Genomic DNA, 23,502 nt, shown 5'->3' with positions numbered 1-23,502 from the left:
CAATCACTCTTCGACCTGGCGGTGCGCCAGCAGGCGCTCGCGGTCAAGGCCGATGAGATCACTGAGGATACGGGTGGTTTCGGTCAGATAGACGTCCGGCTCCTCTTCCTCTTCGGACTCGTCGGCGTCGGCGTCAGCCTCGTCGCTATCCACCTCGTCGCCCAGGAGTTCCTCGTCGGCACCGGCGAACTGGTCCGAACGGCGCTCTTCGGCCTCGTCCATTTCTTCACGGCGCACGGATTCGAGCAGCGAGATCGAGTCGCGCTCACTATCCTTTTCCCATTCCGACATGTCCTTGAGCAACTCGACCAACTCTTCGTCGGATTCCAGGCGCATCTCGTGGCGATGACGGGCCAGTTCGACCAGCGGCTCGAGATCGGCCACCGGCGTGTAGTCGGTCGCATCGATCTCGGCCCAGGGCATGGCGAAGTCCAGCGCGCTTTCGCCGTACTCCTCAGGATCACCGGGCGTCGGCAGACGAATATCGGGGACAACGCCCTTGTTCTGGGTCGAGCCGCCGGCCACGCGGTAGAACTGCGCCATGGTGAGCTTGAGCTGACCCAATTGCGTGTCTTCGCTACGGGCCATGTTGTCCAGGTCGATCAGGTTCTGGACCGTGCCCTTGCCGAAAGTCGGCTCGCCGATGATCACGCCGCGGCCGTAGTCCTGAATGGCGGCGGCGAAAATTTCAGAAGCCGAGGCGCTGCGGCGGTCGACCAGCACGGCCAGCGGGCCTTCCCAGGCCATGCCCGGCTCGTTGTCGGTTTCAAGCTTGACGTGACCGCGCGAGTCACGCACCTGCACGATCGGACCGGTGTCGATGAACAGGCCGGTCATGGTGGTGGCTTCGACCAGGGCGCCGCCGCCGTTACCGCGCAGATCGACCAGCAGCCCATCGATGTTCTCGTCCTTGAGTTCGTTGACCAGCCGGCGCACGTCGCGCGTGCTCGAGCGGTAGTTGGGCTGATTGCGCGAGCGGCCCTCGAAGTCGACATAGAACACCGGCACGCGCACCACGCCGATACGGCGGGTCTCGTCGCCGGCCGGGACCTCGATAATTTCCTTGCTCGCGGCCTGCTCCTCGAGCTTGACCTCGTCGCGCACCAGACGGATCTGCTCCGACGGCCCGCTCAGGCCGGTGTCGGCCGGCAGGATCTCCAGACGCACGACGGTATCGCGCTCGCCACGAATCAGGTCAACCACGTCATCGAGGCGCCAGCCGACCACGTCGACCATCTCCTCGTCATCACCCTGGCCAACCGCCACGATGCGGTCACCCTCTTTCAACTGACCATCGAGTTCGGCGGGGCCGCCCGGGACGACCTCGACCACGGTGGTGTATTCGGTTTCGCGCTGCAGCATGGCGCCGATACCGTCGAGCGACAGCCGCATCGAGATCTCGAAATTCTCCGAGGTGCGCGGCGACATGTAGGAAGAGTGCGGCTCGATCGAGCGGGTGAACGCGTTCATGAAGAACGAGAACACCTCTTCGCTGTTGAATTCGTGGATGCGGCGGCGCAGGTTTTCGTAGCGCTCGCTGAGCGTTTCCACGATTTCGTCTTCTTCCTGGTCGGCCAGCTTGAGCCGCAGCCAGTCGTTCTTGACGCGCTTTCTCCAGATCTCGTCGAGTTCCTGGCTGTCTTCGGCCCAGGGGTCCTCGCTGCGATCGAAATGATAGTCCTCGTCGACGGTGAAATCGAAGCGATCTTCGAGCAGCGAGAGGGCGTGTGCGGTGCGCTCGTCGACCCGCTCGACGTAGAGATTGAAGACCTCGTAGGCCGGCTCGAGATCGGCCGACTTGATCGCGTTGGCCATGTGCGGCCGGTACTCCGACAACTTTTCGATATCGGCCGCGGTGAAATACATGCGGTTGGGGTCGAGGGCCGACAGGTACTGGTTGAACACCCGCTCGGAAAAGGCCTCGTCCATGTCCGGGCTGCGATAGTGGTAGCTCGTCATGAAGCGCGAGGCCAGGCGACTGGCAAAACGGTGCTTGGCCTCGGGCTCGAGCCGTGTCGGCTCGGCCGGCGCCGCGCTGGCCATGCTGTCGGGCCGCTGCAGCAGGGCCGGAACGGTGAGTACGGCCAGCAGGGCGATCAGGGAGATTCTGAGAGTCAATGTTTTCATGTCAGCTATGACCGGTTCGAGCCGTGGAAGTTTGCCGGGGTGAAATTTCGGGCCATTCCGCATGGTAACCCATGACCGTGCAGAACGCCTCGATGAGCCGATCGGCCATGCCCCCCCAGGTGGCGCCATCGACGTGATCAACCACCTGGGTCATGGCCAGACCGGAAAAACCGCAGGGGTTGATGAGCGAAAACGGCGTCAGGTCCATGTCGATGTTGAAGGCCAGGCCGTGATAGGTCCGGCCGCGGCGCACTTTCAGGCCGATCGAGGCGATCTTGGCCTCGCCCACGAATACGCCCGGGGCGCCTTCCTGCCGCCCCGCCTCGACTCGCTCGGCGGCCAGGACGTCAATCACGGCCTGTTCGAGCCGGTCGACCAAGCAGCGCACGCCTACGCCCATGCGTTCGAGATCGAGCAAGGGATAGGCCACCACCTGCCCGGGCCCGTGATAGGTCACCTGCCCGCCGCGGTCGGTCTGGACGATGGGAATATCGCCGGGGTTGAGGACATGCTCGGGCTTGCCGGCCAGGCCCTGGGTAAAAACCGGCTCGTGCTCGACCAGCCACAGCTCGTCGGGCGTGTCGCCATCGCGCGCGTCGGTAAAATCCCGCATCGCCGCCCACACCGGCTCGTAGGGCTGACGCCCCAGCTGCCGCACGATGAGTTCGTGCGAGTCCCGAGTCCCGAGTCCCGAGTCCCGACAAGTCATAGCGTCATCTTCACCACATCCAGCGCCCGAATCTCGGTGTAGATGATTTCCAGGTGCCGGCGCGACTGCGCCTCGATGGTCACGGTGATGCTCTCGTAGCGGCCGTGCCGGCTCGGGCGCACACGCACATCGTGCTCATCGGGCAGCTCGGCATGGCGCGCGATCACCGCCAGGACATCGTGCATGGCATCCTCGCCGGCTTCGACCATGGCCTTGACCGGCCAGCGGCAGGGAAATTCCAGCGGGCTGTCAGCGTCGCCGGCCATCAGTCACCACCGAACAGGCCGCCCACCCAGAGCCGGATGCCGTCGATGGAGCGACCGAAGAACCCGGCCTGCTCGACACCCGCCAGGGCGACCAGCGGCCGCTCGACCAGGTCGTTGTCATCGAGCGAAATGATCAGGCGACCCACCTGCTCGCCCTGCTCGACCGGCGCGGTCAGGGTGCCGTTGACTTCCATGCGCGCCTCGAGCGAGTCGTAGCGGCCGCGCGGAATGGTCACGAACAACTCATCGGTCACACCCAGCGCCACCTCGTCGGCCTGGCCCTTCCAGAGCGGTTCGACGCTGAGCTCGTCGCCGGCCTCGTAGAGCTGGTAAGTCTCGAAGAAGCGAAACCCGTAGTTGAGCAACGACTGGCTGGCCGTCGCCCGGGCTTCTTCGCTGTCGGTGCCCATGACGACGCTGATCAGGCGCATGCCGTCGCGCATGGCCGAGGTCACCAGGCAATAACCGGCCGACTCGGTGTGGCCGGTCTTGAGCCCGTCGACCGACGGATCACGCCACAACAGGCGGTTGCGGTTGTGCTGGCGAATTTCGTTGTAGGTGAATTCGCGCTCGGAATACCAGGCATAGAAGTCCGGGAACTCCTCGATCAGCGCGGCGGCCAGGCGGGCGACGTCGCGCGCACTCGTGTACTGCTCTGGATGCGGCAGGCCGGTGGCGTTGACGTAGCGGGTATCGCTCATGCCCAGCCTGCGCGCCTCCTCGTTCATCATGCCGGCAAACACCTCCTCGCTGCCGCCGACGTGTTCGGCCAGGGCCACGCTGGCGTCGTTGCCGGACTGAATGATCACGCCCTTGAGCAGTTCCTCGACCGTGACCCGATTGCCGACCTCGATGAACATGCGCGAGCCTTCCGTGCGCCAGGCCTTTTCCGAGATCAGCACTTCGTCGGCCAACGCCAGGTTGCCGTCAGCGATTTCCCGAAAAACCACGTAGGAGGTCATGATCTTGGTGATCGATGCCGGCTCGACCCGGGCGTCGGCGTCCTGCTCGGCGATGACGGTGTCGCTATGGAAATCGACCAGCACGTAGCTGGTGGCGCCCACCGACGGGGCCGCCGGCACCGGCGACTGGGCGAAAGCGGATGACGCGATCAGCCACAGCAGGCCGCAAATCAGGGAAACGTTTCGTTGCATTGAAGTCATCAGTCGGTCAGTTCTCTCAAGGATAGACGTATCGGGCCGGCCCGAGGCCGAGTTCGGCCACGCGGTTCACCAGGCCGATCGCATCGCCCGCCTGTTCAACGGGACCGAGTCGAACGCGCCAGATCCGGCCGGCCGGCGTGCGGGCCCGTTCGGTGTGAATGGGACCGATTCCGGCGCGTTCAAGGTCGCGCGCGACCGATTGTGCCCGTTGGTGCTCGGAAAACGCGCCTACCTGGACGAATACCGGCACTCGAGCCGGGCGCGGCGTCGTGCCATCTTCATCGAAGGTAATGGCGCGCACTTCCACCGGTGCCGTGCCCAATTCGGTCATGCCCAGTTCGCTGGCTGCTGCCCAGCTCAGGTCGATGATGCGGTCAGGATGAAACGGCCCGCGGTCGTTGACGCGCACGATGATCGACTTGCCCGTGTCCACGCGCGTGACCTCCACCCAGGTCGGCAGCGGCAGGGTGCGATGGGCGGCGGTGAGCTTGTACATGTCATAGGGCTCGCCCGAAGAGGTCGGACGACCGTGGAAACGCTTTCCGTACCAGGAGGCGATGCCCCGCTCATGGTAGCCGCCGCCATGGTTCATGACGCGATAAGTTCGGCCCAGCACCTCGTAGGGACTGTGGTTGCCGTAGGCACTGCGCGGCTCGGGACGCGGCTCCGGGCGTTCGATCATGGCCGGGTCGAAACGTTCGTCCGGCGGCCCGTCCGGCTGCTCGCGAATGGCCTCGCGACCACAGCCGGCCAGGATCGTCGTAAGCAACACTATGAGCAGCGCACGCTGATTCACTCACGCGCCTCCCGAATGGCATCGGCCAACTGAGTGACGGCCATGGCGTAAAGGGGCGAACGATTGTAGCGGGTGATGACGTAGAAATTGTTCAGGCCGATCCAGTATTCGGATCCGTCACCCTGCTCGAGCTCGACCAGTGTGGCCGCCGTGTCGTCGGGCAGTCCGTCGGCATCGAACTCGACGCCCAGCTCGGCCAGGTCAGCCAGGCTGTGCTCGAGCTTGCGCCCGAACTCCGGCAACTCAGCGTCGTCCGGAACCCGGGCCGGCAGCACGATCGGCTCGCCCGCCTCCCAGCCGTGGCGGGCCAGGTAGTTGGCAACCGAACCGGCGGCATCGGGCAGGGAGCGCCAAAGATCGCGGCTGCCGCTGTCGTCCATATCGACGGCATAGGCGCGGTAGCTCGACGGAATGAACTGGCCCACGCCCATGGCGCCGGCGTAGGAACCACGCACCTCGGTCACCGGCAGCGACTCCTCGTCGGCCAGGCGCAGGAAATGCGCCAGCTCGCCGGCAAAGAAACTCGCCCGCCGGGGATAGTAGAAACCGAGCGTGGCCAGTGCATCGATCACCCGGTAACTGCCCGTATTCATGCCGTAGCTGGTCTCGACCCCCATGATGGCGACGATGATTTCGATCGGCACTTCGAAGCGCTCGGAAACCGACTCGAGCAACTCGGCATTGGCACGCCAGAATTCCACGCCCGAACTGATGCGGGTATCGGTGACAAAAATCTTGCGGTACTCGTGCCAGGGCTTGCCCTCGGCCGGCCGCGTGATGGCGTCAATGATCGACTGCTGGTAGCGCGCTTCGGCCAGCACCGCGCGCACCCGCTCGCGATCGAGCCCGTGTTCCTCGACTGCCATTTCCACGAATTCATCCGCGCCCGGATGCGGCTCTTCGGCCGGGACAATCGGGGCAACCAACAACAGGGCCAGCGCGGGCAGCAGTCTTTGCAGCATCAGGTCTCTCACTTCGGGGGATTTCAGAATATAGAGGGCCGAGTAAAGAAAAAGTTTGAGCCCCTTCGCCAAGTCTGAATTCTATCCCATGAATCGGCGGCGGCTGTACAGCCCCATCACCAAGCCGAATCCGGCCAGCAGGGTCACCGCCGAGGTGCCGCCGTAGCTGATCAGCGGCAGGGGCACGCCGACGACCGGCAACGCGCCGGAGACCATGCCGACGTTGACCGCCAGGTAAACGAAAAACATGAAAACCATGGCACCGGCCAACATCCGCCCGAAACTGTCTCGACACTGCGAAGCCAGGTGCATGCCGCGCAGGATAATCGCGGCATACAGTGCCAGCACGGCGACCACGCCGATAAAGCCGAACTCCTCGGCCAGCACCGAGAAAATGAAATCGGTATGCGGTTCGGGCAGGAACTCGAGGTGCGACTGGCTGCCTTCCAGCCAGCCCTTGCCGGTCAAGCCGCCAGAACCGACGGCGATTTTCGACTGGATGATGTTCCAGCCTTCACCGAGCGGGTCACTTTCGGGATTGAGAAAGGTGCGGATCCGATCGCGCTGGTATTCGTGCAGATTGAGCCACAAAAACGGCGCCGCAGCCGCGAAGACAGCCCCCAGCCCGAGAATGATGCGCCAACGCAGCCCGGCCAGGAACAGCACGCAAGCACCGCTGATCCCGACCAGCAATGCGGTTCCGAGATCGGGCTGGATGGCGATCAGGCCGACCGGGATGGCAACCAGCACGACAACCATGCCCAGGGCGAGCCAGTCCGGCGGCAGGCTGCGCCGGTGCAACACGACGGCGAGTATCAGCGGTAGTGCCAGCTTCATCGCCTCGGAAGGTTGAAAACGCAGCAGGCCGAGGTCGAGCCAGCGTTGTGCACCGCGGCCGACGCCAAAGAACACCACCGCAACCAGCAACAATACGGCCAGGCCGAACAACCATGGCGCCCAGACCTTGAGCAGGCGCGGCGGGATCTGGGCAATCACCAGCATCACCAGCAGACCAAGGCCTATGCGCACGGCCTGGCGCCAGACCAGGCCAATGCTCTGCTCGGCCGCGGAATAGAGCACCAGCAGACCAAAACTCATGAGCGTAAGCAGCAGCAAAAGCAGCCAGGGGTCGAGCCGCAAGCGCTCGAGCCAGCTGGCCAGGAGCGAACCCGGACGCAGCCTCACAGCCCCGCCTCCAGCGCAGCATTCAGGACACTCGCCGCAATCGGTGCCGCAACCGAGGCGCCGCCGCCGCCATGCTCGGCCACCACGGTGACCACCAGGCGTGGTTCATCGGCCGGGGCGAAACCAGTAAACAATGCGTGGTTGCGCAGAAACTCCGGCAGGTCTTCCTGCTCGCGCTCTTCGAAACCTTCGAGCTCTTCCGGGCGGGTGAAGACCTGGGCAGTGCCGGTCTTTCCGGCCATGTTCACGAGCAGTTCGGGCCCGATCGCGCGGGCCGTGCCGCGCGCGCCGTGCACCACCGCTTCCAGGCCCTCGTGGATAGCCTGCCACCAGGCCTCATCGTGGCGCACCATCTGCACCGGCTCCCTGCGATCGACCAGCGCGGGCGGCGCCGTCTGCCCACGCCCGGCCAGCGCGGCCGTGGCGTGCGCCAGCTGAATCGGCGTGACCACCGTGAAACCCTGGCCAATGCCGGTAATCACCGTTTCACCGGGGAACCACGGCTGGCCGAAGGTCGCACGCTTCCAGCTGCGTGTCGGCAATATCCCGCTGATTTCACCAGGCAGATCCAGGCCGGTGGCACGACCGAAGCCGAACAGCGCCAACTCGCGCGAGATGCGGTCGATGCCCAGGTCCACGGCAAGACGGTAGAAGTACACATTGACGGACTCGGCCAGGGCCAGCTCGAGATCGACGCGACCGTGGCCGCCATCCTTCCAGTCGCGATAGACGCGGCGGTGGTTGGGCAGACGGAAAGTGCCGCCGGAAAAGACCGTGGTCTCGGGCGAAATCTCCCCCGTCTGCAGCCCGGCCAGGGCAATGAAGGGCTTGACCGTCGAGCCGGGTTCGTAGCCGCCGGCCAGCACGCGGTTGAACAAGGGCTGGTGAAAGTCGGTCAGCAAGTCGTTATAGGCACCGTGCCCGATGCCATGCACGAACAGATTGGGATCGAAGCCCGGCTTGCTCACCAGGGCCAGCACCTCGCCGGTTTGCACGTGCAGCACGACCACGGCACCGGCAAATTCGGCCAGAGCTTCATAGGCGGCCCGCTGCACGTCGAGGTCGATATTCAGGCGCAGATCCTCGCCCGGACGCGGATCGGTGCGCTCGAGCACGCGCAGTACCCGCCCGCTGGCGTTGGTTTCGACTCGCTCGAATCCGGCATGACCGTGCAGACGCCCTTCGTACTGACGCTCGATCCCGGTCTTGCCGACGTGGGTGGTGGCCCGGTAGCGGTCGGCCTCCAGTCGCTCCCGATCACGCGTGTCGAGCCGGCCCACGTAGCCGACCAGGTGGGCGAACAGCTCGCCGTGCGGGTAGTGACGGGTCAGATAGGGCTCGATGTCGATGCCCTCGATACGATGTCGATGAATGGCCAGGCGCGCCACCTGCTCTTCGGTCAGGTTGCTCTTGAGCGTGATCGATTCGAACGGGCGCGAACGTTGTTTTTGAAGCTGGAATCGCTCCCGCTCGTCGGCACTGACTGCGACCAGGTCGGCAACCCGGGCCAGGGTGGTATCGAGATCGGCGGTACGCTCGGGTACGATCACCAGCCGGTAGGCCGGCCGGTTCTCGGCCAGTACCCGACCCTGACGATCGAGGATCAGGCCACGATTGGGCGCCAGGGCGCGCAGACTCACCCGATTGTCATCGGCGCGAGCCACGTATTGTTCGTGATCATCAAGCTGCAAAAGCGCCAGGCGAAGCGCCAGTGCGCCGATCACCAGCAACATTACTACGGTCATGAAGTTGAATCGCGATCGGACCAGCGCGAGTTCGGCGCGCGAATCCACGAGCCTGGCCAAGCGAGAACGCGCGATCATGACCGAACCCGGCGCTCTCGCTGTCGAAAGGCATCGAGCAACAGGAACAGCCAGGGCCAGATCAGCATGCCGATCACCGGCGCCAGCCACCATTGCCAGTTGGGCCAGCGATCCCCCACCAGCCCGATGATCCACAGTTGCACAATGCGGTCATTGAACAGCAGCAGCATCACCACCGCCGCCTGCTGCCAGGGCGGAAAGAAGCGGATACGAAAACGAAAGCGCTCGACCAGGTAGCTGATGATCAATAGGCTCAGGGCATGCTGCCCCAGCAGCGAGCCGGTCAGCAAATCCAGTACCAGCCCGCCGATGAAAGCCTGGCCCAGATAGCGCAGGCGGCCGCCTTCGAGATTCCAGTAGATCATGACCAGTGCCGCCCAGTAGGGCCGGGCATCCTCGGCCACAGCGGGCAACGGCATGAGTGTCAGGACCACAACGGCGACCAGCGAGGCCAGCAGGGTCCATTGGCCGCGTTCGCGCGCGCTCATGGTGTCTCGGGCTCCGGCGCCGGGTCTTCTTCTACGCTTGTTTCGTTTTCTGGCGACGTCTGTGCAATGGGCGCGTCGACCACCAACACGTGGCGAGAGCGGTCGAGGCGACCCAGCGGCCGCGCTTCGGCCAGGGCAAAAGCCTCACCCGAGGGTCGAGAAACGGTTTCGATTTCCGCCACCGGCAGCCCGGCCGGGAATGCGCCGCCCAGCCCTGATGTCAGCAGGCGGTCACCGGGATCGAGATCGACATTCATCGGCAGGTCGGTCAGCCGCAGCTGATTGATGCGACCGCTGCCGTAGGCCACGGTGCGCAAACCGGTGCGTTGAACCCGAACCGGCAAGGCATGGTCCGGATCGGAAATCAGAATGACCTGCGCGGTATGCATGCCGACCTCGTCGACCTGGCCGATCACACCCCGACTGTCCATGACCGGCTGACCCGCCTGCAGGCCGTCACGGCCACCGCGGTTGATGACCACCCGATGCGACCACGGATTGAGATCGATGTGCATCAATTCGGCAGCCTGGAAGTCGGGCAGGTCCCGGCGGGTGGCCTCGAGCAGTGCGCGCAGTTCCCGGTTGTCGTCCGCGAGTTCCTCGAGCAACGCCAGCTCGGCGCGGCGCTCGCGCCGTTCGAGCTCGAGCTGCTCGATGGTCTGCATCAGCTCGTGGCGGTCGCGCAGCTCCTCACCCAGGCGTTGACCGAGCGCAAAGGGCGCTTCGACAGCCATGATGACCGGCTCGACCGCACGCCAACCCAGCGCACGCAGTTGCTCGACGTACTGACCGCGATGGTCGAGGGTCATCAGAACAACAGCAAGCAGTGCATAGAACATCAGCCGGGCGATGCGGGCGGCCGCATCGCTGTCGATCGCCGCCGGCCATGCACTGCCGCCAGGAGTCACTTTTCGCTAAAACCCCCGCGCACCGTGACATCAGGCCGCAAAGAAGAAGTCACCCTTGTTCTCATCCATCAGCTCCAGCGCCCGACCACCGCCACGGGCCACGCAGGTAAGCGGGTCATCGGCGATGATCACCGGCAGGCCGGTCTCTTCCATCAGCAACTTGTCGAGTCCGCGCAGCAGTGCGCCGCCGCCGGTCAGGACGATGCCGGTTTCAGCCACGTCGGCACACAGCTCGGGCGGCGTCTGCTCGAGCGCGGTCTTGACCGAACTGACGATGCTCGACAGCGCCTCACTGAGCGCCTCGAGCACCTCGTTGTTGTTGAGCGTGATCATCTTGGGCACGCCCTCGGCCAGGTTGCGACCCGAAACCTGGATCTCGGAGATATCGTCCTGCTGGTGGGCACAGCCGATTTCCATCTTGATGCGCTCGGCGGTGGATTCCCCGATCAGGGTGCCGTAGGAGCGGCGCACGTAGTTGACGATGGCCTCGTCGAAGTGGTCGCCGCCGATGCGTACGGAATTGGAGTAGACAATGCCGTTGAGCGAGAGCACGGCGACCTCGGTGGTGCCACCGCCGATGTCGAGCACCATCGAACCGCGCGCCTCGTGGATCGGAATGCCGGCGCCGATCGCCGCCGCCATCGGCTCCTCGATCAGGAAGACCTCGCGCGCGCCGGCACCCTCGGCCGATTCCTTGATGGCGCGGCGCTCGACCTGGGTCGAAGAGCAGGGCACGCACACCAGCACGCGCGGGCTCGGCCGCAGAAAGCGTGAGGAATGCACCTTCTTGATGAAGTGCTGCAACATCTGCTCGGTCATGTTGAAGTCGGCGATCACACCGTCCTTCAGCGGCCGCGTGGTGCGGATGTTGCCCGGTGTGCGACCGAGCATCTGCTTGGCCTCGGCGCCCACGGCAGCGACTTCCTGGGGCCCGCCGGGACCGCGCTCCATGCGCACCGCCACGACGGAGGGCTCATTGAGCACGATGCCCTGGCCGCGAACGAAGATCAAGGTATTGGCCGTGCCCAGGTCAATGGACAGGTCATTGGAGAATAAACCGCGCAGTCGCTTGAACATGATTTCTAGAGGGGTCGCCAGTCAGGATTGCAAAAGACCGACTAATGTAGCAACGACAGTGACTTCCGGCAACAGTAAAAATGTGTGAAGACGCACAATCGAAGGGTATTTAAGGGGGGTCCGAACGACCCTGCTCGGACGCGACGGTGTTCGGAGCCGATTCGGTACAATAGCGTGCTGTTTTTCATCCCCTGGGTAATCGCCCCATGTCCGTCCTGATTTGCGGCTCGCTGGCCTACGACAACATCATGGTCTTTCCGGAACGGTTCAAGGACCACATCCTTCCCGACAAGACCCACATGATCAACGTCGCCTTCCTGGTGCCGGAACTGCACCGCAATTTCGGCGGAACGGCCGGAAACATCGCCTACAACCTGCAGCAGCTCGGCGGCGAGCCGCTGCCGATGGCCACCGTCGGCCCGGACTTCGACGAGTACGCCCGCCACCTCGAGCGCCTGGACATCAACCAGGACTACGTGCGCTGTCTGGGCGACCACTGGACGGCGCAGGCCTATATCACCACCGACCTCGACGACAATCAGATCACCGCCTTCCACCCCGGCGCCATGAACGAGGCCCACTGCCAGCCGGTGCCCGAAGACCGCGACATCGCTTTCGGCATCGTCTCACCCGACGGCAAGCAGGCCATGCTCGACCATTCCGAGCAGTTCCGCGAAGCGGGCATCCCGCATATTTTCGATCCCGGCCAGGGCCTGCCGCTGTTTTCCGGCGACGAACTCAAGCGCATGATCGAGAACGCCGACTGGCTCGCAGTCAATTCCTACGAGTGGGAAATGCTCAAGAAGAAGACCGGCTGGGCACACGAAGACATCACCTCGCGGCTCTCCGGCGGACTGGTCATCACCCTCGGCGGCGACGGCTCGGAACTTTGGACCGGCGATGGCAAGACGCACATTCCGGCAGTCAAGCCCGCAAAGATCACCGACCCGACCGGCTGCGGAGATGCTTATCGTGCGGGGCTGCTGTTCGGCCTCGAACGCGGCTGGGACCCGGCCGACGCATGCCGCCTGGGCTCAGTGATCGGCGCACTCAAGATCGCCGAGTCCGGCCCGCAGAACCACGATTTCACGCCGGAGGAAGTTGCCGAACGGTTCGAGTCCGAATTCGACCGACCGCTGCCACAGTAACGCAAGTCAGGACTGCGGCACCAGCAACTCGAAGTCATCGGCAAAGATCGGGTCGGGCGGCTCGCCGGGACCCGGGCCCGGGTCACCGCCGGCCGGGGCACCGCCGACGGTCACAACGCATTCACCGGGCAGGCAGGTTTCGCGCGTGAGCGTATCGAAGATCACCACGCCGGCCTCGAGATCGAAAGCATCCGGCCACTCCGATGGCAGCGCCTGATCAAACGGCAGGCAGTTGCCGAGATCGGGATCGTAGACCAGCAGGCCGGCGCCCTGCTGGGGGAAACAGCCGGCCAGCAGGGCTTGCCAGGTCTGCTGCGTGCCGTCAGGCAGGCCAAAGACGGCTTCCACCGAAAGCTGATCCAGCCGCTCACCATCGACGACGACGCGAACTGGACCGGCGACCACCGAGCCACAGACCAGCAGGCCAGCGAACGGCAGAAGCCGCCACCCACTGCCTACTTGGATTGGGCGACAAAGTTCCACGAGGTGATAACCTCTCCTTTCCCGTCAAAGTAGGTCCACTCTATTTCCTCGGCGATGAAGCCGAGAGATTCCTCGGCCTGACCTTCATTCCCGGCATGCCATTCCTTGCGCTCGTTGACGAAGGCCTTGGACAGCACCACGCGCCAGCGCTGCACGCTCTCGCCGGAGCTCGGGTCCGGGCCCCAGCGCTCGATGCGAATCTCCGGACAACTCTGGCCAGTGACCAGCGCTTCGACCAACCCGATCGAACTGCGCGACACGGCCTTGACCACCCGGAATGAGTCGAACATGGTGTTGCCGATGGTCGGGCCGGAACCGCCAAACACGACGGTGTTGGATACACCGTGATGGAAAGAACCGATCTCGACGTAGTCTTCCAGTCCCGGGCGAGTGCCTTCCCCCACTGTAAGAACCGAGCCGCAGGTGGCCTGCATGACCAGAAAATCCTGGGCAATCGCCGGTAAACTGGCGAACCCGGCCAACAGCAATAGCACCCCACTAACGCAACCGCGAAACACGGCCGAACGCTGAATGGAACTCCCCATGGTGGACACTCCCGGTGGTATCGATCAAGTAAAGCACCAGGGTTGATCCGTGTCAATCATCTGATTCGATAGTGTGCGGCCCATCACGCCATGTCATCCCCGCTCGGCCGGCGCCCAAAAGCCCTCTGTGCCTTGACTTTGAAAGGTAAAAAACGAACAATATCCGGCTCGCTTGTGGCTACGTAGCTCAGTCGGTTAGAGCACAGCACTCATAATGCTGGGGTCGGTGGTTCGAGTCCACCCGTAGCCACCATTATTTCCCGGGCAGCGCCGAATTCCTCCATTGGGCTCGTGCCCTTCCGATTCGGGCAGCGCCCGATCCCAGCGCATGAGTCTTCGTTCCCTCTATTTCAGCGCGGCACAGTCCTTCGAGGCGGCGCGGCGCACCGGTGGCGACCTGCACGGTCATGGCTTTTGCGCCCGGCTCGTGGCTGCACCACGCTCGTTCGACGCGGCTTTCCCTGGCGCCGAAGTCGATACGCTGGCCGAGCAGCTGGCAGCCGCCGTCGCACCACTCGACTACAGCCTGCTTGAAGACCATGTCGAGAACGCCGACGACGCGGCGCTGGCCGGGTCGATTCTGACGACGCTGAATCTCGAAGCGCCAAGCGCGCTCGATCTGCGTAGCGCTCCCGATCGGGGCGCGATCGTCAAGTCCGGGGGCGAGCGCCTGGCCTGGCAGCGATTTCGTCTGGAGGCCGCCCACCGCCTGCCCCATGTGCCGCCCGGTCACAAGTGCGGCCGCATGCACGGGCACGGTTTCGAGGTCACCCTGTATGGCACGATCGAACCGGACGCTGAGGCACACGCGGCGCAGCAGGGGATTGCCCGTGCCTGGCAACCGCTGCAACGGCAGCTGCACCTGGCCTGCCTCAATGACTTGCCGGGGCTCGAGAATCCGACCAGCGAGGTGCTGGCACGGTGGATCTGGCAGCGGCTCGAGGAAGCACTGCCCGACCGGGTCGGCGTCACGGTGATGGAAACGGGCTCGGCCGGCTGCCATTTCGACGGCGAGCGCTGGCGCATCTGGAAGTCGATGTCCTTTGACAGCGCGGTGCGGCTGGCGCGCGCGCCCGAGGGTGATCGGAGGCAACTGATTCACGGCCACACGTTCACCACGCGACTACATCTGGCCGGCGGACTCGACGAAGTGATGGGCTGGGTGTACGACTACGGCGATGTCAAGCACCGCTTCGATCCCGTCTTTCGCGCGCTCGACCACCAACCCCTTCATGAACAACCCGGACTGGCGGACAATGACCCGGCGTCGATCGCGGCTTATATCGATGCGGAAATGGCTGCCGCACTGCCGGGCCTGAGCCGAATCGATGTCCTGTCCACGCCCGGCTGCGGTGCGCTGCTGTGCCGCCGGCCCGACGAACGCGGACTGCTGGTGCCATGACCTACAGCGTGCGCGAGATTTTCCATACCTTGCAGGGCGAAGGCCTCAACGCCGGCCGCCCGGCCGTGTTCCTGCGCTTTACCGGCTGCAACCTGTGGTCGGGGCGCGAGAAGGATCGGCAGCGGGCCATCTGCCAGTTCTGCGACACCGAGTTCGTCGGTACCGACGGACCGGGCGGCGGCAAGTTCGCCGACGCCGAGGCGCTGGCTACTGCCGTGGCCCGACACTGGCCGCCAGAAGCGAACGGCCCGAGGCTGGTCGTCTGCACCGGCGGCGAACCGCTGCTGCAGCTCGACGAAGCGGCCATCACCGCACTGCACAGGCGCGAATTCGAGGTGGCGGTTGAAACCAACGGCACCATCGCCGCACCGACAGGCATCGACTGGCTGTGCGTCAGCCCCAAGGCCGGGGCCGACCTGGTGCAGCAATCCGGCGACGAGCTGAAGCTGGTCTTTCCCCAGGAAAACGTCGATCCCGAATCCTATGAACATCTGGCGTTTCGACACTTTCTGTTACAGCCCATGGACGGGCCGCATCTGGCCGAGAACAGCCAGGCGGCCATCGACTACTGCCTGCACCACCCGCGGTGGCGCCTGAGCCTGCAAACCCACAAACTGCTGGGAATCCCCTGAGTCCTGGAACCGACTGTCCGGTCGCCGGCAATTCGCACTCCCCGCAGTCCGCGGTGTACCATCGGCTGCCTGTTGCAGGCCTGAGCCAAGCGGTGGAGGTTTCGTACTCATGAATTCGATCAGGGAACTGGCTGAAGCGATGCTGCGCTATCTGGGTTCGGCCGGCCTGTCTCCGGCGGAGCTGGCCCAGCAGACCCGGATTCCCGCCGACCGGCTCGACACCTGCAACCCCGACCTTTCACCGTCACAGATGGCGCAGCTGTGGCCACTCATCCAGAGCAGCATGGCTTGCCAGCCTCGCTTCACCATGCTGGTGCGCGCGCTGATCGACCGGCAGCTGGCGAACGGCCGCGCCCGGGTCGCCGATATTGCCGACCAACTCAACATGAGCCGGCAGACCCTGTACAAGCGTCTCAAGGAGGAGAACCAGACCTTCGCCGCCCTGCTCGACCAGGCGCGTCGCGAACAGGCCCTGGTGTTTCTGCGTGATCGCCGGCGCACGCTCACGGAGGTCGCCCACCAACTGGGCTTTTCCGAGTTGAGCGCCTTCAGCCGAGCGTTCAAGCGCTGGATGGGGCAATCACCGGCCCACTTCCGGGATTCCCACCGGACCTAGCCAGGCGGCCAAACAGCCCGCTTCGTCACCGGCTCAGTGCGACTCCGATCGCTTGAAAACCAGGCTGGCGTTGGTGCCACCAAAGCCGAAGCTGTTGCTCATCACCACCGGCAAGTCGATATCTTCGCGGCGCTCGCGCACGATCGGGTAGCCCTCGGCTCTCTCGTCGAGCCGCTCGATGTTGGCCGAGGGCGTGATGAAGCGGCCGCGTTGCATCAGCAGGCAATAGATGGCCTCGTGTACGCCGGCCGCCCCCAGGGAATGGCCAGTGAGTGGCTTGGTCGAACTCAGCGGCGGGATGTCGCCGCCGAACACCTCGGCAATCGATTCCAGCTCGACGATATCGCCGGCCGGCGTGCTGGTGCCGTGGGTGTTGATGTAGGCGATCGGCTCGTCGACGGTTGCCATCGCCTGGCGCATGCAGCGCGCCGCGCCTTCGCCGCTGGGCTGGACCATGTCGGCACCGTCGGAGGTGGCGCCGAAACCGCCGAACTCGGCGATGATCTCGGCACCGCGCTCTTGTGCGTGCTCCAGCGACTCGAGGACCAGCATGCCGGCGCCGCCGGAGATGACGAAACCGTCACGGTCGGCATCGTAGGTGCGCGATGCGCGCTCGGGCGTTTCGTTGTAGCGGGTCGACAGCGCGCCCATGGCGTCGAACAGCATGCTCAGGGTCCAGTGCACATCCTCGCCCCCGCCGGCGAACATGACGTCCTGGCGGCCGAGCGCGATCAAGTCGGCGGCGTGGCCGATCGCGTGCGCACTGGTGGCACAGGCCGAAGTGATGCCGTAATTGATGCCGCGAATCCCGTAGGCCGTACTCAAACAGGCATTGATCGAGCTGCTCATGGTCTTGGGTACACGAAACGGCCCGACCTTGCGGATGCCGCGCTCACGGTGGGTATCGACCGCATCGATCAACTCCACGCTGGAGTTGCCGCCGGCGCCGGCAACCAGGCCGGTCCGTTCCGAGCGCACCCGGCCCTCGTCCAGATTGGCACACGCGATCGCCTCGCGCATGGCCTGCCAGGCGTAGCCGGCGCCCGGACACATGAACCGCCGCAGGCGGCGATCGATATTGGCTTCGAGGTCAAAGTCGATCCCCCCGCAGACATGACTGCGCAAACCAGCCTCGCGCGCCTCGTCGCTGAACACCAGTCCCGAACGGCCCTGACGCAGGGATTCATTAACGGTCTCGAGGCCAACGCCCAGGCTGGAGACAATACCCATGCCGGTCACTACCACCCGTCTCATCGATCCTGCCCTCCGAAGGCTTCCATGGACGTGAACAGGCACACCTTCAAATCCTTCGCGGAATAGATTTCGCGGTCGTCGACCGAGACCGTGCCGTCGGCGATGGCCATTTCCAGGCCGCGCCGCATGACGCGGCGGATATCGAGCCGGTAGCGAACCAGCCGGTTGTCGGGCAGCACCTGACCGAAGAACTTGACCTGGCCAACCCCGAGCGCGCGCCCGCGACCCTTGCCGCCGTTCCAGGCCAGGAAAAATCCGACCAGCTGCCACAGGGCATCCAGCCCCAGACAGCCGGGCATCACCGGGTCGTTCTCGAAATGGCAGCGAAAGAACCATAGATCCGGGTGCAGATCGAGTTCGGCCACCACCTCGCCCCGGCCGTATGCGCCACCGTCGTCGTTGATGCTTGAGATGCGGTCGAACATCAGCATCTCGTCGGTGGGCAGGCGCATGTCGCCGTCAAACAGACGACCATGGCCGCAAGCGACGAGCGCTTCCTTGTCGTAATGGTCAGGTCGGTTCATGAAGCAGGCTTGGTGATCGGTAGACCAGCAGCATAACGAGCAGCGCCCGGGCCCGCTTGACTTTGGGTGCTTTCTTTTTGACCGTTGGTCAACTTGCCGCTCTTGACATGCAGCGCGGCAGCTCTTATAAATAAGCAAGTGCTCACTTACATTGATTGAGATGCGTAAATCCGGCGAACAGCGACGCGAGGAGATCGTGCAGGCCGTAATCCACCTGGCCGCCGAGAAAGATGGCGGCCAGATCACGGCCCAGGCGATTGCCGACCGGGTGGGCATCGCCCAGCCGACGGTCTTCAGGCATTTCAAGACCCGCGACCGGATTCTCGAGGCGGTAATCGAGTGGATCGCCCGCCAACTGCTCGGTGTGGTCGGATCGGTTGCGGCCGGCACCGGGCCGGCCGACGAGCGCTTACGCCAATTGCTCGAGCAACAGCTCTCGTTCATCGCCAAGCATCGTGGCCTGCCGCGGCTGCTGTTTTCCGAGCGATTGCACCAGGAAAACACGCACTTGAAGCGCTCGGTCGGCAGGATCATGGAGGCCTACTCAAACACCGTCGCGGACCTGTTGCGCGATGGGGTGGCATCGGGAGTATTTCGACCCGACCTGGACGCCGACGAGACTGCCCGCCTGATTCTGGCCATGATCCAGGGGCTGGTGATGCGTTGGTCGATCCACGACTTCGACTTTGAACTCCCGAACGAGTCGGCGTCATTGTGGCGACTGCTGGAGCCGGCACTGCTCAAGCGGTAAAAAATTTAGGCATTTAAGCAAGTAAGTACTTACTATCAAATATGAATTCGATGCAACTGCATTGGCAATCGCCACACAGCCCGCCCAAGCAACGGGCCCGGAGACAGACATGAAACTTCCCGCCAGACCTTCGCCCGGAACCCTGATCGGCCTGGCCCTGGGGCTCGGCCTCGTGGCCTGGATCGGCTGGGCTACCGTGGTCAAGTACCGGGAGACAGTCGATCCCGAACCAGCCCGGCCCCAGCCGCCGATTCCGGTGCAGGTCGAGGCCGTCGAACCGAGATCATTTTCCGTACACCGAAGCTGGCGCGGCAACATTGATGTCGACCAGCGCGCCACGCTCTCGGCCCAGCTGACCGCCACCGTGCTGGAACTGCCTTACCGTGAAGGCGAGCGCGTCAGTGCCGGCGAACTCGTCTTTCGCCTCGACGATGCCGAGCTGCAGGCCGAGCAGGAGCGTCTGAAGGCGGTGATCGAGCGGGCCGGCGGCGAGCTCGACAACGCACGCCGCGAGCTCGAGCGCCAGCGCGATCTGTTCGCACGCAAACTCACCCCCGAGAAGATGCTCGACGACGCAGCCCAGCGCGTTGATTCCCTGGCCGCGCAAAAACGCGAGGCCGAGGCCAACCTCACACTGATCAAGACGCGGCTGGCATACGCAAGCGGCCGCGCGCCCTTTGCCGGTACCGTGCAGCGCCTGCACGTCCAGCGTGGTGAGCTGGCGCGCGCCGGCAGCCCCGTGCTCGAACTGATCGCCGACGATACACTCAAGGCGGTAGTGCGCGTGGCCCAGACCGATATCGACCTGGTGCGCGAGGGGCTTCCGGTGACAGTGGCAGTACCCGCCCTTGATCGTGAGCAGCACGGTCGCGTCGATCGCATCTACCCGCTGCTGGATGATGGCACGCGAAACGCCACAATCGCCGTGCTGCTGCCCGAACTCGCCGCGGGCGTGCGTGTGGGCATGGCCGCGGTGGTTCATGCCCGCCTCGGGGCCTGGGACGATGCCCTGACCCTGCCGGCCCAGGCCATCCACAGCGAACACGGGGCCAGCTGGGTTTATGTGTACGACGGCGAGAAGGCGCGGCGACGCATAGTACAAACCGGCCCCGGCGAGGACGGCCGCATTCTCATCGTAGCGGGGCTGGAGCCCGGCGAGCACGTCATCGTGACCGCCGATCCGCGCCTGAGCGACGGCACACGCATTCGCGTTGAGCACGGCCGGTCCGGATCATGAGCCGCTGGCCACAATGGGTACTCGATCACCGCCACATGGTGATCGCGCTGATCATCGCCGCCCTGGTGCTTGGGCTGCAGGCGCGCTACGAGTTGCCGGTGCGCCTGTTCCCCGATACCGATCCGCCGACGGTCACCGTGATCACGCAGTTCCCCGGCATGGCCACGGCCGATGTGGACAACGACCTCACCCGGCTACTGGAAGAAGAGTTCGCCAGCCTCGACGGCATCACCAGCCTCAGCTCCAGTAGTCAGGTCGGTCTTTCGGTGGTGCGCACGGAGTTCGGCTTTGGAACCACCTCGGCCCTGGCCGCCGTCGATGTACAGAACGCCATCGGACGCATTCGCCAGGAGTTGCCCGACGGCATCGAAGAACCGCAGGTGCTGGAGTTCTCCACCGCCGACAAACCGATCGTTACCCTGGCGCTGGTCTCGCAGGCACTACCCATCGAACAGGTGCGCGAGCTGGCCGACAATACCGTGCGCGATCGACTCGAGCGCGTCGCGGGCGTCGCCGCGGTCGACATCTTCGGCGGGCACAAGCTCGAGCTGCACGTGGCCGTCGACCGCGATCGGCTCGACGCCGCCGGCCTCGACACCGACCAGGTTATGGCCGCCCTCGACGACTGGAATCTGAGTGCGCCCGGCGGGCGCATCGACGAAGGCCGGCGTGAGGCGGTGGTGCGCTTCGACGCGCCCCTGACCTCGGCCGAGGATGCCGAAAACATCGTGCTCAAGGCCGCCGGCAGCCGTTTCGTTCGCCTGGGCGACGTCGCCGAAGTGGAGCTGACCCCCGGAGAGCAGCGCTCGGCTTATCGCCACAACGGACGCCGGGCCATCGCCGTGCAGATCCTCAGGCGCGACGACGCCAATACTGTCGAGGTGGCCGCCGGTGTGCGAGAGGCGGTGCACGAACTCGCCCGGGAACTGCCCGAAATCGAGCTGGTCATCGCCGACGACGATTCGGTCTTTACCGAAAAGGTCATCGACGACATGACCAGCACGGTGATGGTGGCCGTAGGCCTGACCATGATTGTCGTGCTGCTGTTTCTGGCCCAGTGGCGCCAGGCCCTGATCATCGCGCTGTCGATTCCAGCCGCATTCCTGAGCACCTTCATGCTGATGCAGATGGCGGGCCTGGACCTCAACATGGTCAGCATGTCGGCGCTGATCCTGGCCATCGGGTTGCTGGTCGACGACGGCATTGTCATCCTCGAGAATATTCACCGCCACCTGAGCGAGCGCGATATCAGCGCCACGCGTGCTGCCATGGACGGCACCGGCGAAATTCTGGGCGCCAAACTCGGCGGTTCGCTGACGACCCTGGGCGTACTTGTGCCGCTGATCTTCATGGGCGGGTTCATCGGCGAACTGTTCCGCCCCCTGGCGATGACGTTGGCCTTTGCCCTGGGCTCGTCGTTCGTCGTAGCCGTCACCCTCATCCCGCTACTGGCGGTGTGGTGGCTCAGGCCCAACGACCCCGACGCATCGCCGGGGCGCATCACCGGCACCCTGGACCGGGCCATGCGAGCCACCCGCCACGGCTACCTTGCGGCCCTGTGGGGGGCACTGCGCCATCCCGTCATCACGCTGAGCCTGGCTGCCGTGCTACTGGTGGCCAGTTTCGGCATGCTGCGCCTGATCGGCAGCGAAATGCTGCCGCGCTTCGACTCGGGTAGCTTCCAGGTCATTGTCGACACGGTACCGGGCACCGCGATCGAGGACACGGTGGCGACCCTGGGCGTGATCGAGGATGTACTGGTCGGCCGCGAGGAAGTGCTCGACGTCGGCATCCGCGTCGGCCACGAACCGGGAGCGCGCTCGATGGGACAGCGCGGGGCGATGAATCCCAACCAGGCCGAGGTGACGGTCAGCCTGGTGCCGCGCACCGAACGCGAGTCCAGCCAGTGGGAAATCATGGACGAGGTCCGGCGGGCACTCGAACACACCCCGGGCGTGATGCTGGGCGTACCGAAGGAAATGGGCGGCACGGCGCGCAGCAGTACCGCCGCCCCCGTGGTGGTGCGCATTTCCGGCTACGATCCGGCCGGGCTCGACGAGGCCGGTACCCGCCTGCTCGAGCACCTGACCGGTATCCCGGGCATGACTGACCTGTACAAGGACTGGTCGCTGGATACGCCGGAGGTACGGGTCCACCTCGACGAGGATCGCGTCAGCGAACTGGGCCTGAGCGCGCGCCGCACCGCCTCGGCCGTGCATCGCGCCATCGACGGCCATGTCGCCACCCGCTACCGACAGCCGCCCCGAAGGGACCTGGACGTGGTTGTGCGCTACAGGCCCGAGCAGCGCGCGCAGATCGACGACCTCGAAAATATCGTCATCCGCACGCCGGCCGGCAGTGTGCCGCTGCGCGAGATTGCCTCGCTGGAGAGGGCCCGGGGTCCGCGCATTCTCACCCGCGAGGACGGGCTGCGCACGCTCGAAATCCTCGGCTACCACGCCGGCCGGCCCTTGTCTGCGGTGGTCGCCGATGTCGGTGAACGCCTGGCTGGCTTCGAGGCGCCGCCCGGTCTCGAGGTCGCCCTGGTCGGCGAGCAGGAAGACTTCGGCGAAGCCCGGGCTCGCATGATGAAAGCCCTGATGCTCTCGGCGCTGGCGGTCTACCTGCTGTTGGTGGTGCAGTTCTCCAGCTTTGCCCACCCGATCACCATCATGGTGGCCGTACCCCTGCAGTTCATCGGCGTGGCGTCGGCCCTGCTGATCGCCGACAAGTACGTGTCCATGTCGGCGCTTCTGGGCATCATTCTTCTCGTCGGCATCGTGGTCAACAATTCGATTATCCTGCTCGACCTGGCGCGGCAGCGACTGCAAACCGGCGCCAGCCCGGCACGGGCCGTGGGCGTGGCAGTGGCCACCCGGCTGCGCCCGATCCTGATGACCGCGCTTTCGACCATCGCCGGCATGCTGCCGCTGGCGCTGGAAATGGCCGTCGGCGCCGAGCGCTTTTCACCCATCGCCACTGTGATCATCGGCGGCATCATTACCGCCACATTGCTGACGATGGTGGTCGTACCCACCCTGTTCGTGCTGGTGCAGCGTTTCATCGGGCGATGGACATGATCCGCGCCTTACACCGCAAATGCTAGAATCCTGACCGAGCAAGTCAATCAGGAGACCAGCGTAGTGGGCTACGCAATGAATTGGGTAACGCTCAGAGCCACTTTCTTGGAGCGAATCAAGATGCGTTTCGCAGAGAATGGTCGCTCACTTGCCAGGGAAAGCAACGCTGAGTCGTGCCAGCACAGTGGTTCCAGAAAGGTCGCCGCAAAAGCGCTGTGGCCGGCATTGCACTCGCTCGAATGGGCGACCGGCAGTCCTGCGCTCGCGTGCATTGCCCAAGACACTTGTGTGCCGGCTGAGCGTAACCCAACCAAGCGCATGGCCCA

22 protein-coding genes and 1 tRNA gene are annotated in these 23,502 nt (G+C 64.7%); 8 read left to right on the top strand and 15 right to left on the bottom strand.

From position 1 onward, the window contains the following. Positions 1–3: 3 nt before the first annotated feature. From G4Y73_RS01015 to G4Y73_RS00965, 11 genes are all read right to left on the bottom strand, one after another. On the bottom strand, positions 4–2,127 hold the full coding sequence (locus tag G4Y73_RS01015) for a carboxy terminal-processing peptidase (protein WP_164228512.1): 2,124 nt from the start codon (positions 2,125–2,127) through the stop codon (positions 4–6). A 1-nt stretch (position 2,128) separates the two neighbouring features. Then, on the bottom strand, positions 2,129–2,836 hold the full coding sequence (lipB, locus tag G4Y73_RS01010) for a lipoyl(octanoyl) transferase LipB (protein WP_164228510.1): 708 nt from the start codon (positions 2,834–2,836) through the stop codon (positions 2,129–2,131). Beyond that, positions 2,833–3,102, bottom strand: a complete 270-nt coding sequence (locus G4Y73_RS01005) for a DUF493 domain-containing protein (protein WP_164228508.1) — start codon at positions 3,100–3,102, stop codon at positions 2,833–2,835. Before G4Y73_RS01005 ends, lipB begins: the two co-directional genes overlap by 4 nt. Then, on the bottom strand, positions 3,102–4,265 hold the full coding sequence (locus G4Y73_RS01000) for a D-alanyl-D-alanine carboxypeptidase family protein (RefSeq protein ID WP_205596441.1): 1,164 nt from the start codon (positions 4,263–4,265) through the stop codon (positions 3,102–3,104). Before G4Y73_RS01000 ends, G4Y73_RS01005 begins: the two co-directional genes overlap by 1 nt. A gap of 16 nt (positions 4,266–4,281) precedes the next feature. Continuing rightward, positions 4,282–5,061 (bottom strand): septal ring lytic transglycosylase RlpA family protein, encoded by a 780-nt coding sequence (locus G4Y73_RS00995; protein ID WP_205596440.1) that lies wholly within the window; start codon positions 5,059–5,061, stop codon positions 4,282–4,284. Then, positions 5,058–6,023, bottom strand: coding sequence for a lytic murein transglycosylase B (mltB, locus tag G4Y73_RS00990; RefSeq protein WP_164228504.1), 966 nt, complete (start codon positions 6,021–6,023; stop codon positions 5,058–5,060). The genes G4Y73_RS00995 and mltB overlap by 4 nt, the downstream gene beginning before the upstream one ends. 81 nt (positions 6,024–6,104) lie before the next feature. Beyond that, positions 6,105–7,208, bottom strand: coding sequence for a rod shape-determining protein RodA (rodA, locus tag G4Y73_RS00985; protein ID WP_346426809.1), 1,104 nt, complete (start codon positions 7,206–7,208; stop codon positions 6,105–6,107). Further along, on the bottom strand, positions 7,205–8,953 hold the full coding sequence (mrdA, locus tag G4Y73_RS00980) for a penicillin-binding protein 2 (RefSeq protein ID WP_240451113.1): 1,749 nt from the start codon (positions 8,951–8,953) through the stop codon (positions 7,205–7,207). The genes rodA and mrdA overlap by 4 nt, the downstream gene beginning before the upstream one ends. Positions 8,954–9,027: 74 nt before the next feature. Next, positions 9,028–9,519 (bottom strand): rod shape-determining protein MreD, encoded by a 492-nt coding sequence (gene mreD / locus G4Y73_RS00975; RefSeq protein WP_164228501.1) that lies wholly within the window; start codon positions 9,517–9,519, stop codon positions 9,028–9,030. Continuing rightward, positions 9,516–10,427, bottom strand: a complete 912-nt coding sequence (gene mreC, locus G4Y73_RS00970) for a rod shape-determining protein MreC (protein WP_164228499.1) — start codon at positions 10,425–10,427, stop codon at positions 9,516–9,518. Before mreC ends, mreD begins: the two co-directional genes overlap by 4 nt. Before the next feature lie 30 nt (positions 10,428–10,457). Beyond that, the gene (locus G4Y73_RS00965; protein ID WP_164228497.1) at positions 10,458–11,504 is read right to left on the bottom strand and encodes a rod shape-determining protein; all 1,047 of its coding nucleotides are present in this window, start codon (positions 11,502–11,504) and stop codon (positions 10,458–10,460) included. Positions 11,505–11,710: 206 nt separating this feature from the next. On the opposite strand from G4Y73_RS00965, the gene G4Y73_RS00960 reads away from it, so the two are divergent. Further along, positions 11,711–12,652: a carbohydrate kinase family protein gene (locus G4Y73_RS00960; RefSeq protein ID WP_164228495.1), complete on the top strand. Its 942-nt coding sequence runs from the start codon at positions 11,711–11,713 to the stop codon at positions 12,650–12,652. Between the two features lie 6 nt (positions 12,653–12,658). On the opposite strand, the gene G4Y73_RS00955 is transcribed toward G4Y73_RS00960, so the two are convergent. After that, on the bottom strand, positions 12,659–13,057 hold the full coding sequence (locus tag G4Y73_RS00955) for a hypothetical protein (RefSeq protein ID WP_164228493.1): 399 nt from the start codon (positions 13,055–13,057) through the stop codon (positions 12,659–12,661). Positions 13,058–13,107: 50 nt separating this feature from the next. Beyond that, entirely contained in the window at positions 13,108–13,680 is a 573-nt protein-coding gene (locus G4Y73_RS00950) for a type VI secretion system tube protein Hcp (RefSeq protein ID WP_164228491.1), read from the bottom strand. Positions 13,681–13,856: 176 nt separating this feature from the next. Here G4Y73_RS00950 and G4Y73_RS00945 point away from each other — a divergent pair. The 4 genes from G4Y73_RS00945 to G4Y73_RS00930 all read left to right on the top strand — a co-directional run bounded on the left by G4Y73_RS00945 (position 13,857) and on the right by G4Y73_RS00930 (position 16,330). Beyond that, positions 13,857–13,933 (top strand) — tRNA-Met (locus G4Y73_RS00945). A gap of 75 nt (positions 13,934–14,008) precedes the next feature. Further along, positions 14,009–15,082 carry a 6-carboxytetrahydropterin synthase gene (locus G4Y73_RS00940; protein ID WP_164228489.1) on the top strand — a complete coding sequence of 358 codons (1,074 nt, stop codon included), beginning with the start codon at positions 14,009–14,011 and terminating at the stop codon, positions 15,080–15,082. After that, positions 15,079–15,714, top strand: coding sequence for a 7-carboxy-7-deazaguanine synthase (queE, locus tag G4Y73_RS00935; RefSeq protein WP_164228487.1), 636 nt, complete (start codon positions 15,079–15,081; stop codon positions 15,712–15,714). Before G4Y73_RS00940 ends, queE begins: the two co-directional genes overlap by 4 nt. 109 nt (positions 15,715–15,823) lie before the next feature. After that, a complete protein-coding gene (locus G4Y73_RS00930; RefSeq protein WP_240451112.1) occupies positions 15,824–16,330 on the top strand; it encodes a helix-turn-helix transcriptional regulator in 507 nt (168 codons plus the stop codon). A 33-nt stretch (positions 16,331–16,363) separates the two neighbouring features. Here the strand turns inward: G4Y73_RS00930 and G4Y73_RS00925 are convergent, their stop codons facing one another. Both G4Y73_RS00925 and fabA read right to left on the bottom strand, forming a co-directional pair. Continuing rightward, positions 16,364–17,584, bottom strand: coding sequence for a beta-ketoacyl synthase N-terminal-like domain-containing protein (locus tag G4Y73_RS00925; RefSeq protein ID WP_164228485.1), 1,221 nt, complete (start codon positions 17,582–17,584; stop codon positions 16,364–16,366). Beyond that, on the bottom strand, positions 17,581–18,108 hold the full coding sequence (gene fabA / locus G4Y73_RS00920; RefSeq protein WP_164228483.1) for a bifunctional 3-hydroxydecanoyl-ACP dehydratase/trans-2-decenoyl-ACP isomerase: 528 nt from the start codon (positions 18,106–18,108) through the stop codon (positions 17,581–17,583). The genes G4Y73_RS00925 and fabA overlap by 4 nt, the downstream gene beginning before the upstream one ends. A gap of 160 nt (positions 18,109–18,268) precedes the next feature. On the opposite strand from fabA, the gene G4Y73_RS00915 reads away from it, so the two are divergent. The 3 genes from G4Y73_RS00915 (at position 18,269) to G4Y73_RS00905 (ending at position 23,176) form a co-directional block, all read left to right on the top strand. Next, on the top strand, positions 18,269–18,859 hold the full coding sequence (locus tag G4Y73_RS00915; protein WP_164228481.1) for a TetR/AcrR family transcriptional regulator C-terminal domain-containing protein: 591 nt from the start codon (positions 18,269–18,271) through the stop codon (positions 18,857–18,859). A 109-nt stretch (positions 18,860–18,968) separates the two neighbouring features. Beyond that, positions 18,969–20,096: an efflux RND transporter periplasmic adaptor subunit gene (locus tag G4Y73_RS00910; RefSeq protein WP_164228479.1), complete on the top strand. Its 1,128-nt coding sequence runs from the start codon at positions 18,969–18,971 to the stop codon at positions 20,094–20,096. Continuing rightward, positions 20,093–23,176: an efflux RND transporter permease subunit gene (locus tag G4Y73_RS00905; RefSeq protein ID WP_164228477.1), complete on the top strand. Its 3,084-nt coding sequence runs from the start codon at positions 20,093–20,095 to the stop codon at positions 23,174–23,176. The genes G4Y73_RS00910 and G4Y73_RS00905 overlap by 4 nt, the downstream gene beginning before the upstream one ends. Positions 23,177–23,502: the final 326 nt, after the last annotated feature.

Origin of the sequence: Wenzhouxiangella sp. XN201 (genome assembly GCF_011008905.1) — a bacterium.
In the GTDB taxonomy this organism is placed as follows: domain Bacteria; phylum Pseudomonadota; class Gammaproteobacteria; order Xanthomonadales; family Wenzhouxiangellaceae; genus Wenzhouxiangella.
Note: the sequence above shows the minus strand (reverse complement) of the source record. Positions and strands in the feature narration are given on the sequence as shown.

Excerpts from the sequence above, each read along its gene's own strand:
- G4Y73_RS00915 (WP_164228481.1), top strand. The coding sequence starts at position 18,269 with ATGCGTAAATCCGGCGAACAGCGACGCGAGGAGATCGTGCAGGCCGTA.
- mrdA (WP_240451113.1), bottom strand. The coding sequence starts at position 8,953 with ATGACCGTAGTAATGTTGCTGGTGATCGGCGCACTGGCGCTTCGCCTG.
- G4Y73_RS00930 (WP_240451112.1), top strand. The coding sequence starts at position 15,824 with ATGAATTCGATCAGGGAACTGGCTGAAGCGATGCTGCGCTATCTGGGT.
- G4Y73_RS00905 (WP_164228477.1), top strand. The coding sequence starts at position 20,093 with ATGAGCCGCTGGCCACAATGGGTACTCGATCACCGCCACATGGTGATC.
- mreD (WP_164228501.1), bottom strand. The coding sequence starts at position 9,519 with ATGAGCGCGCGCGAACGCGGCCAATGGACCCTGCTGGCCTCGCTGGTC.
- G4Y73_RS00910 (WP_164228479.1), top strand. The coding sequence starts at position 18,969 with ATGAAACTTCCCGCCAGACCTTCGCCCGGAACCCTGATCGGCCTGGCC.
- G4Y73_RS00940 (WP_164228489.1), top strand. The coding sequence starts at position 14,009 with ATGAGTCTTCGTTCCCTCTATTTCAGCGCGGCACAGTCCTTCGAGGCG.
- G4Y73_RS00960 (WP_164228495.1), top strand. The coding sequence starts at position 11,711 with ATGTCCGTCCTGATTTGCGGCTCGCTGGCCTACGACAACATCATGGTC.
- G4Y73_RS01005 (WP_164228508.1), bottom strand. The coding sequence starts at position 3,102 with ATGGCCGGCGACGCTGACAGCCCGCTGGAATTTCCCTGCCGCTGGCCG.
- G4Y73_RS01015 (WP_164228512.1), bottom strand. The coding sequence starts at position 2,127 with ATGAAAACATTGACTCTCAGAATCTCCCTGATCGCCCTGCTGGCCGTA.
- G4Y73_RS00950 (WP_164228491.1), bottom strand. The coding sequence starts at position 13,680 with ATGGGGAGTTCCATTCAGCGTTCGGCCGTGTTTCGCGGTTGCGTTAGT.
- G4Y73_RS00925 (WP_164228485.1), bottom strand. The coding sequence starts at position 17,584 with ATGAGACGGGTGGTAGTGACCGGCATGGGTATTGTCTCCAGCCTGGGC.
- G4Y73_RS01000 (WP_205596441.1), bottom strand. The coding sequence starts at position 4,265 with ATGACTTCAATGCAACGAAACGTTTCCCTGATTTGCGGCCTGCTGTGG.
- fabA (WP_164228483.1), bottom strand. The coding sequence starts at position 18,108 with ATGAACCGACCTGACCATTACGACAAGGAAGCGCTCGTCGCTTGCGGC.
- queE (WP_164228487.1), top strand. The coding sequence starts at position 15,079 with ATGACCTACAGCGTGCGCGAGATTTTCCATACCTTGCAGGGCGAAGGC.
- mltB (WP_164228504.1), bottom strand. The coding sequence starts at position 6,023 with ATGCTGCAAAGACTGCTGCCCGCGCTGGCCCTGTTGTTGGTTGCCCCG.
- G4Y73_RS00965 (WP_164228497.1), bottom strand. The coding sequence starts at position 11,504 with ATGTTCAAGCGACTGCGCGGTTTATTCTCCAATGACCTGTCCATTGAC.
- lipB (WP_164228510.1), bottom strand. The coding sequence starts at position 2,836 with ATGACTTGTCGGGACTCGGGACTCGGGACTCGGGACTCGCACGAACTC.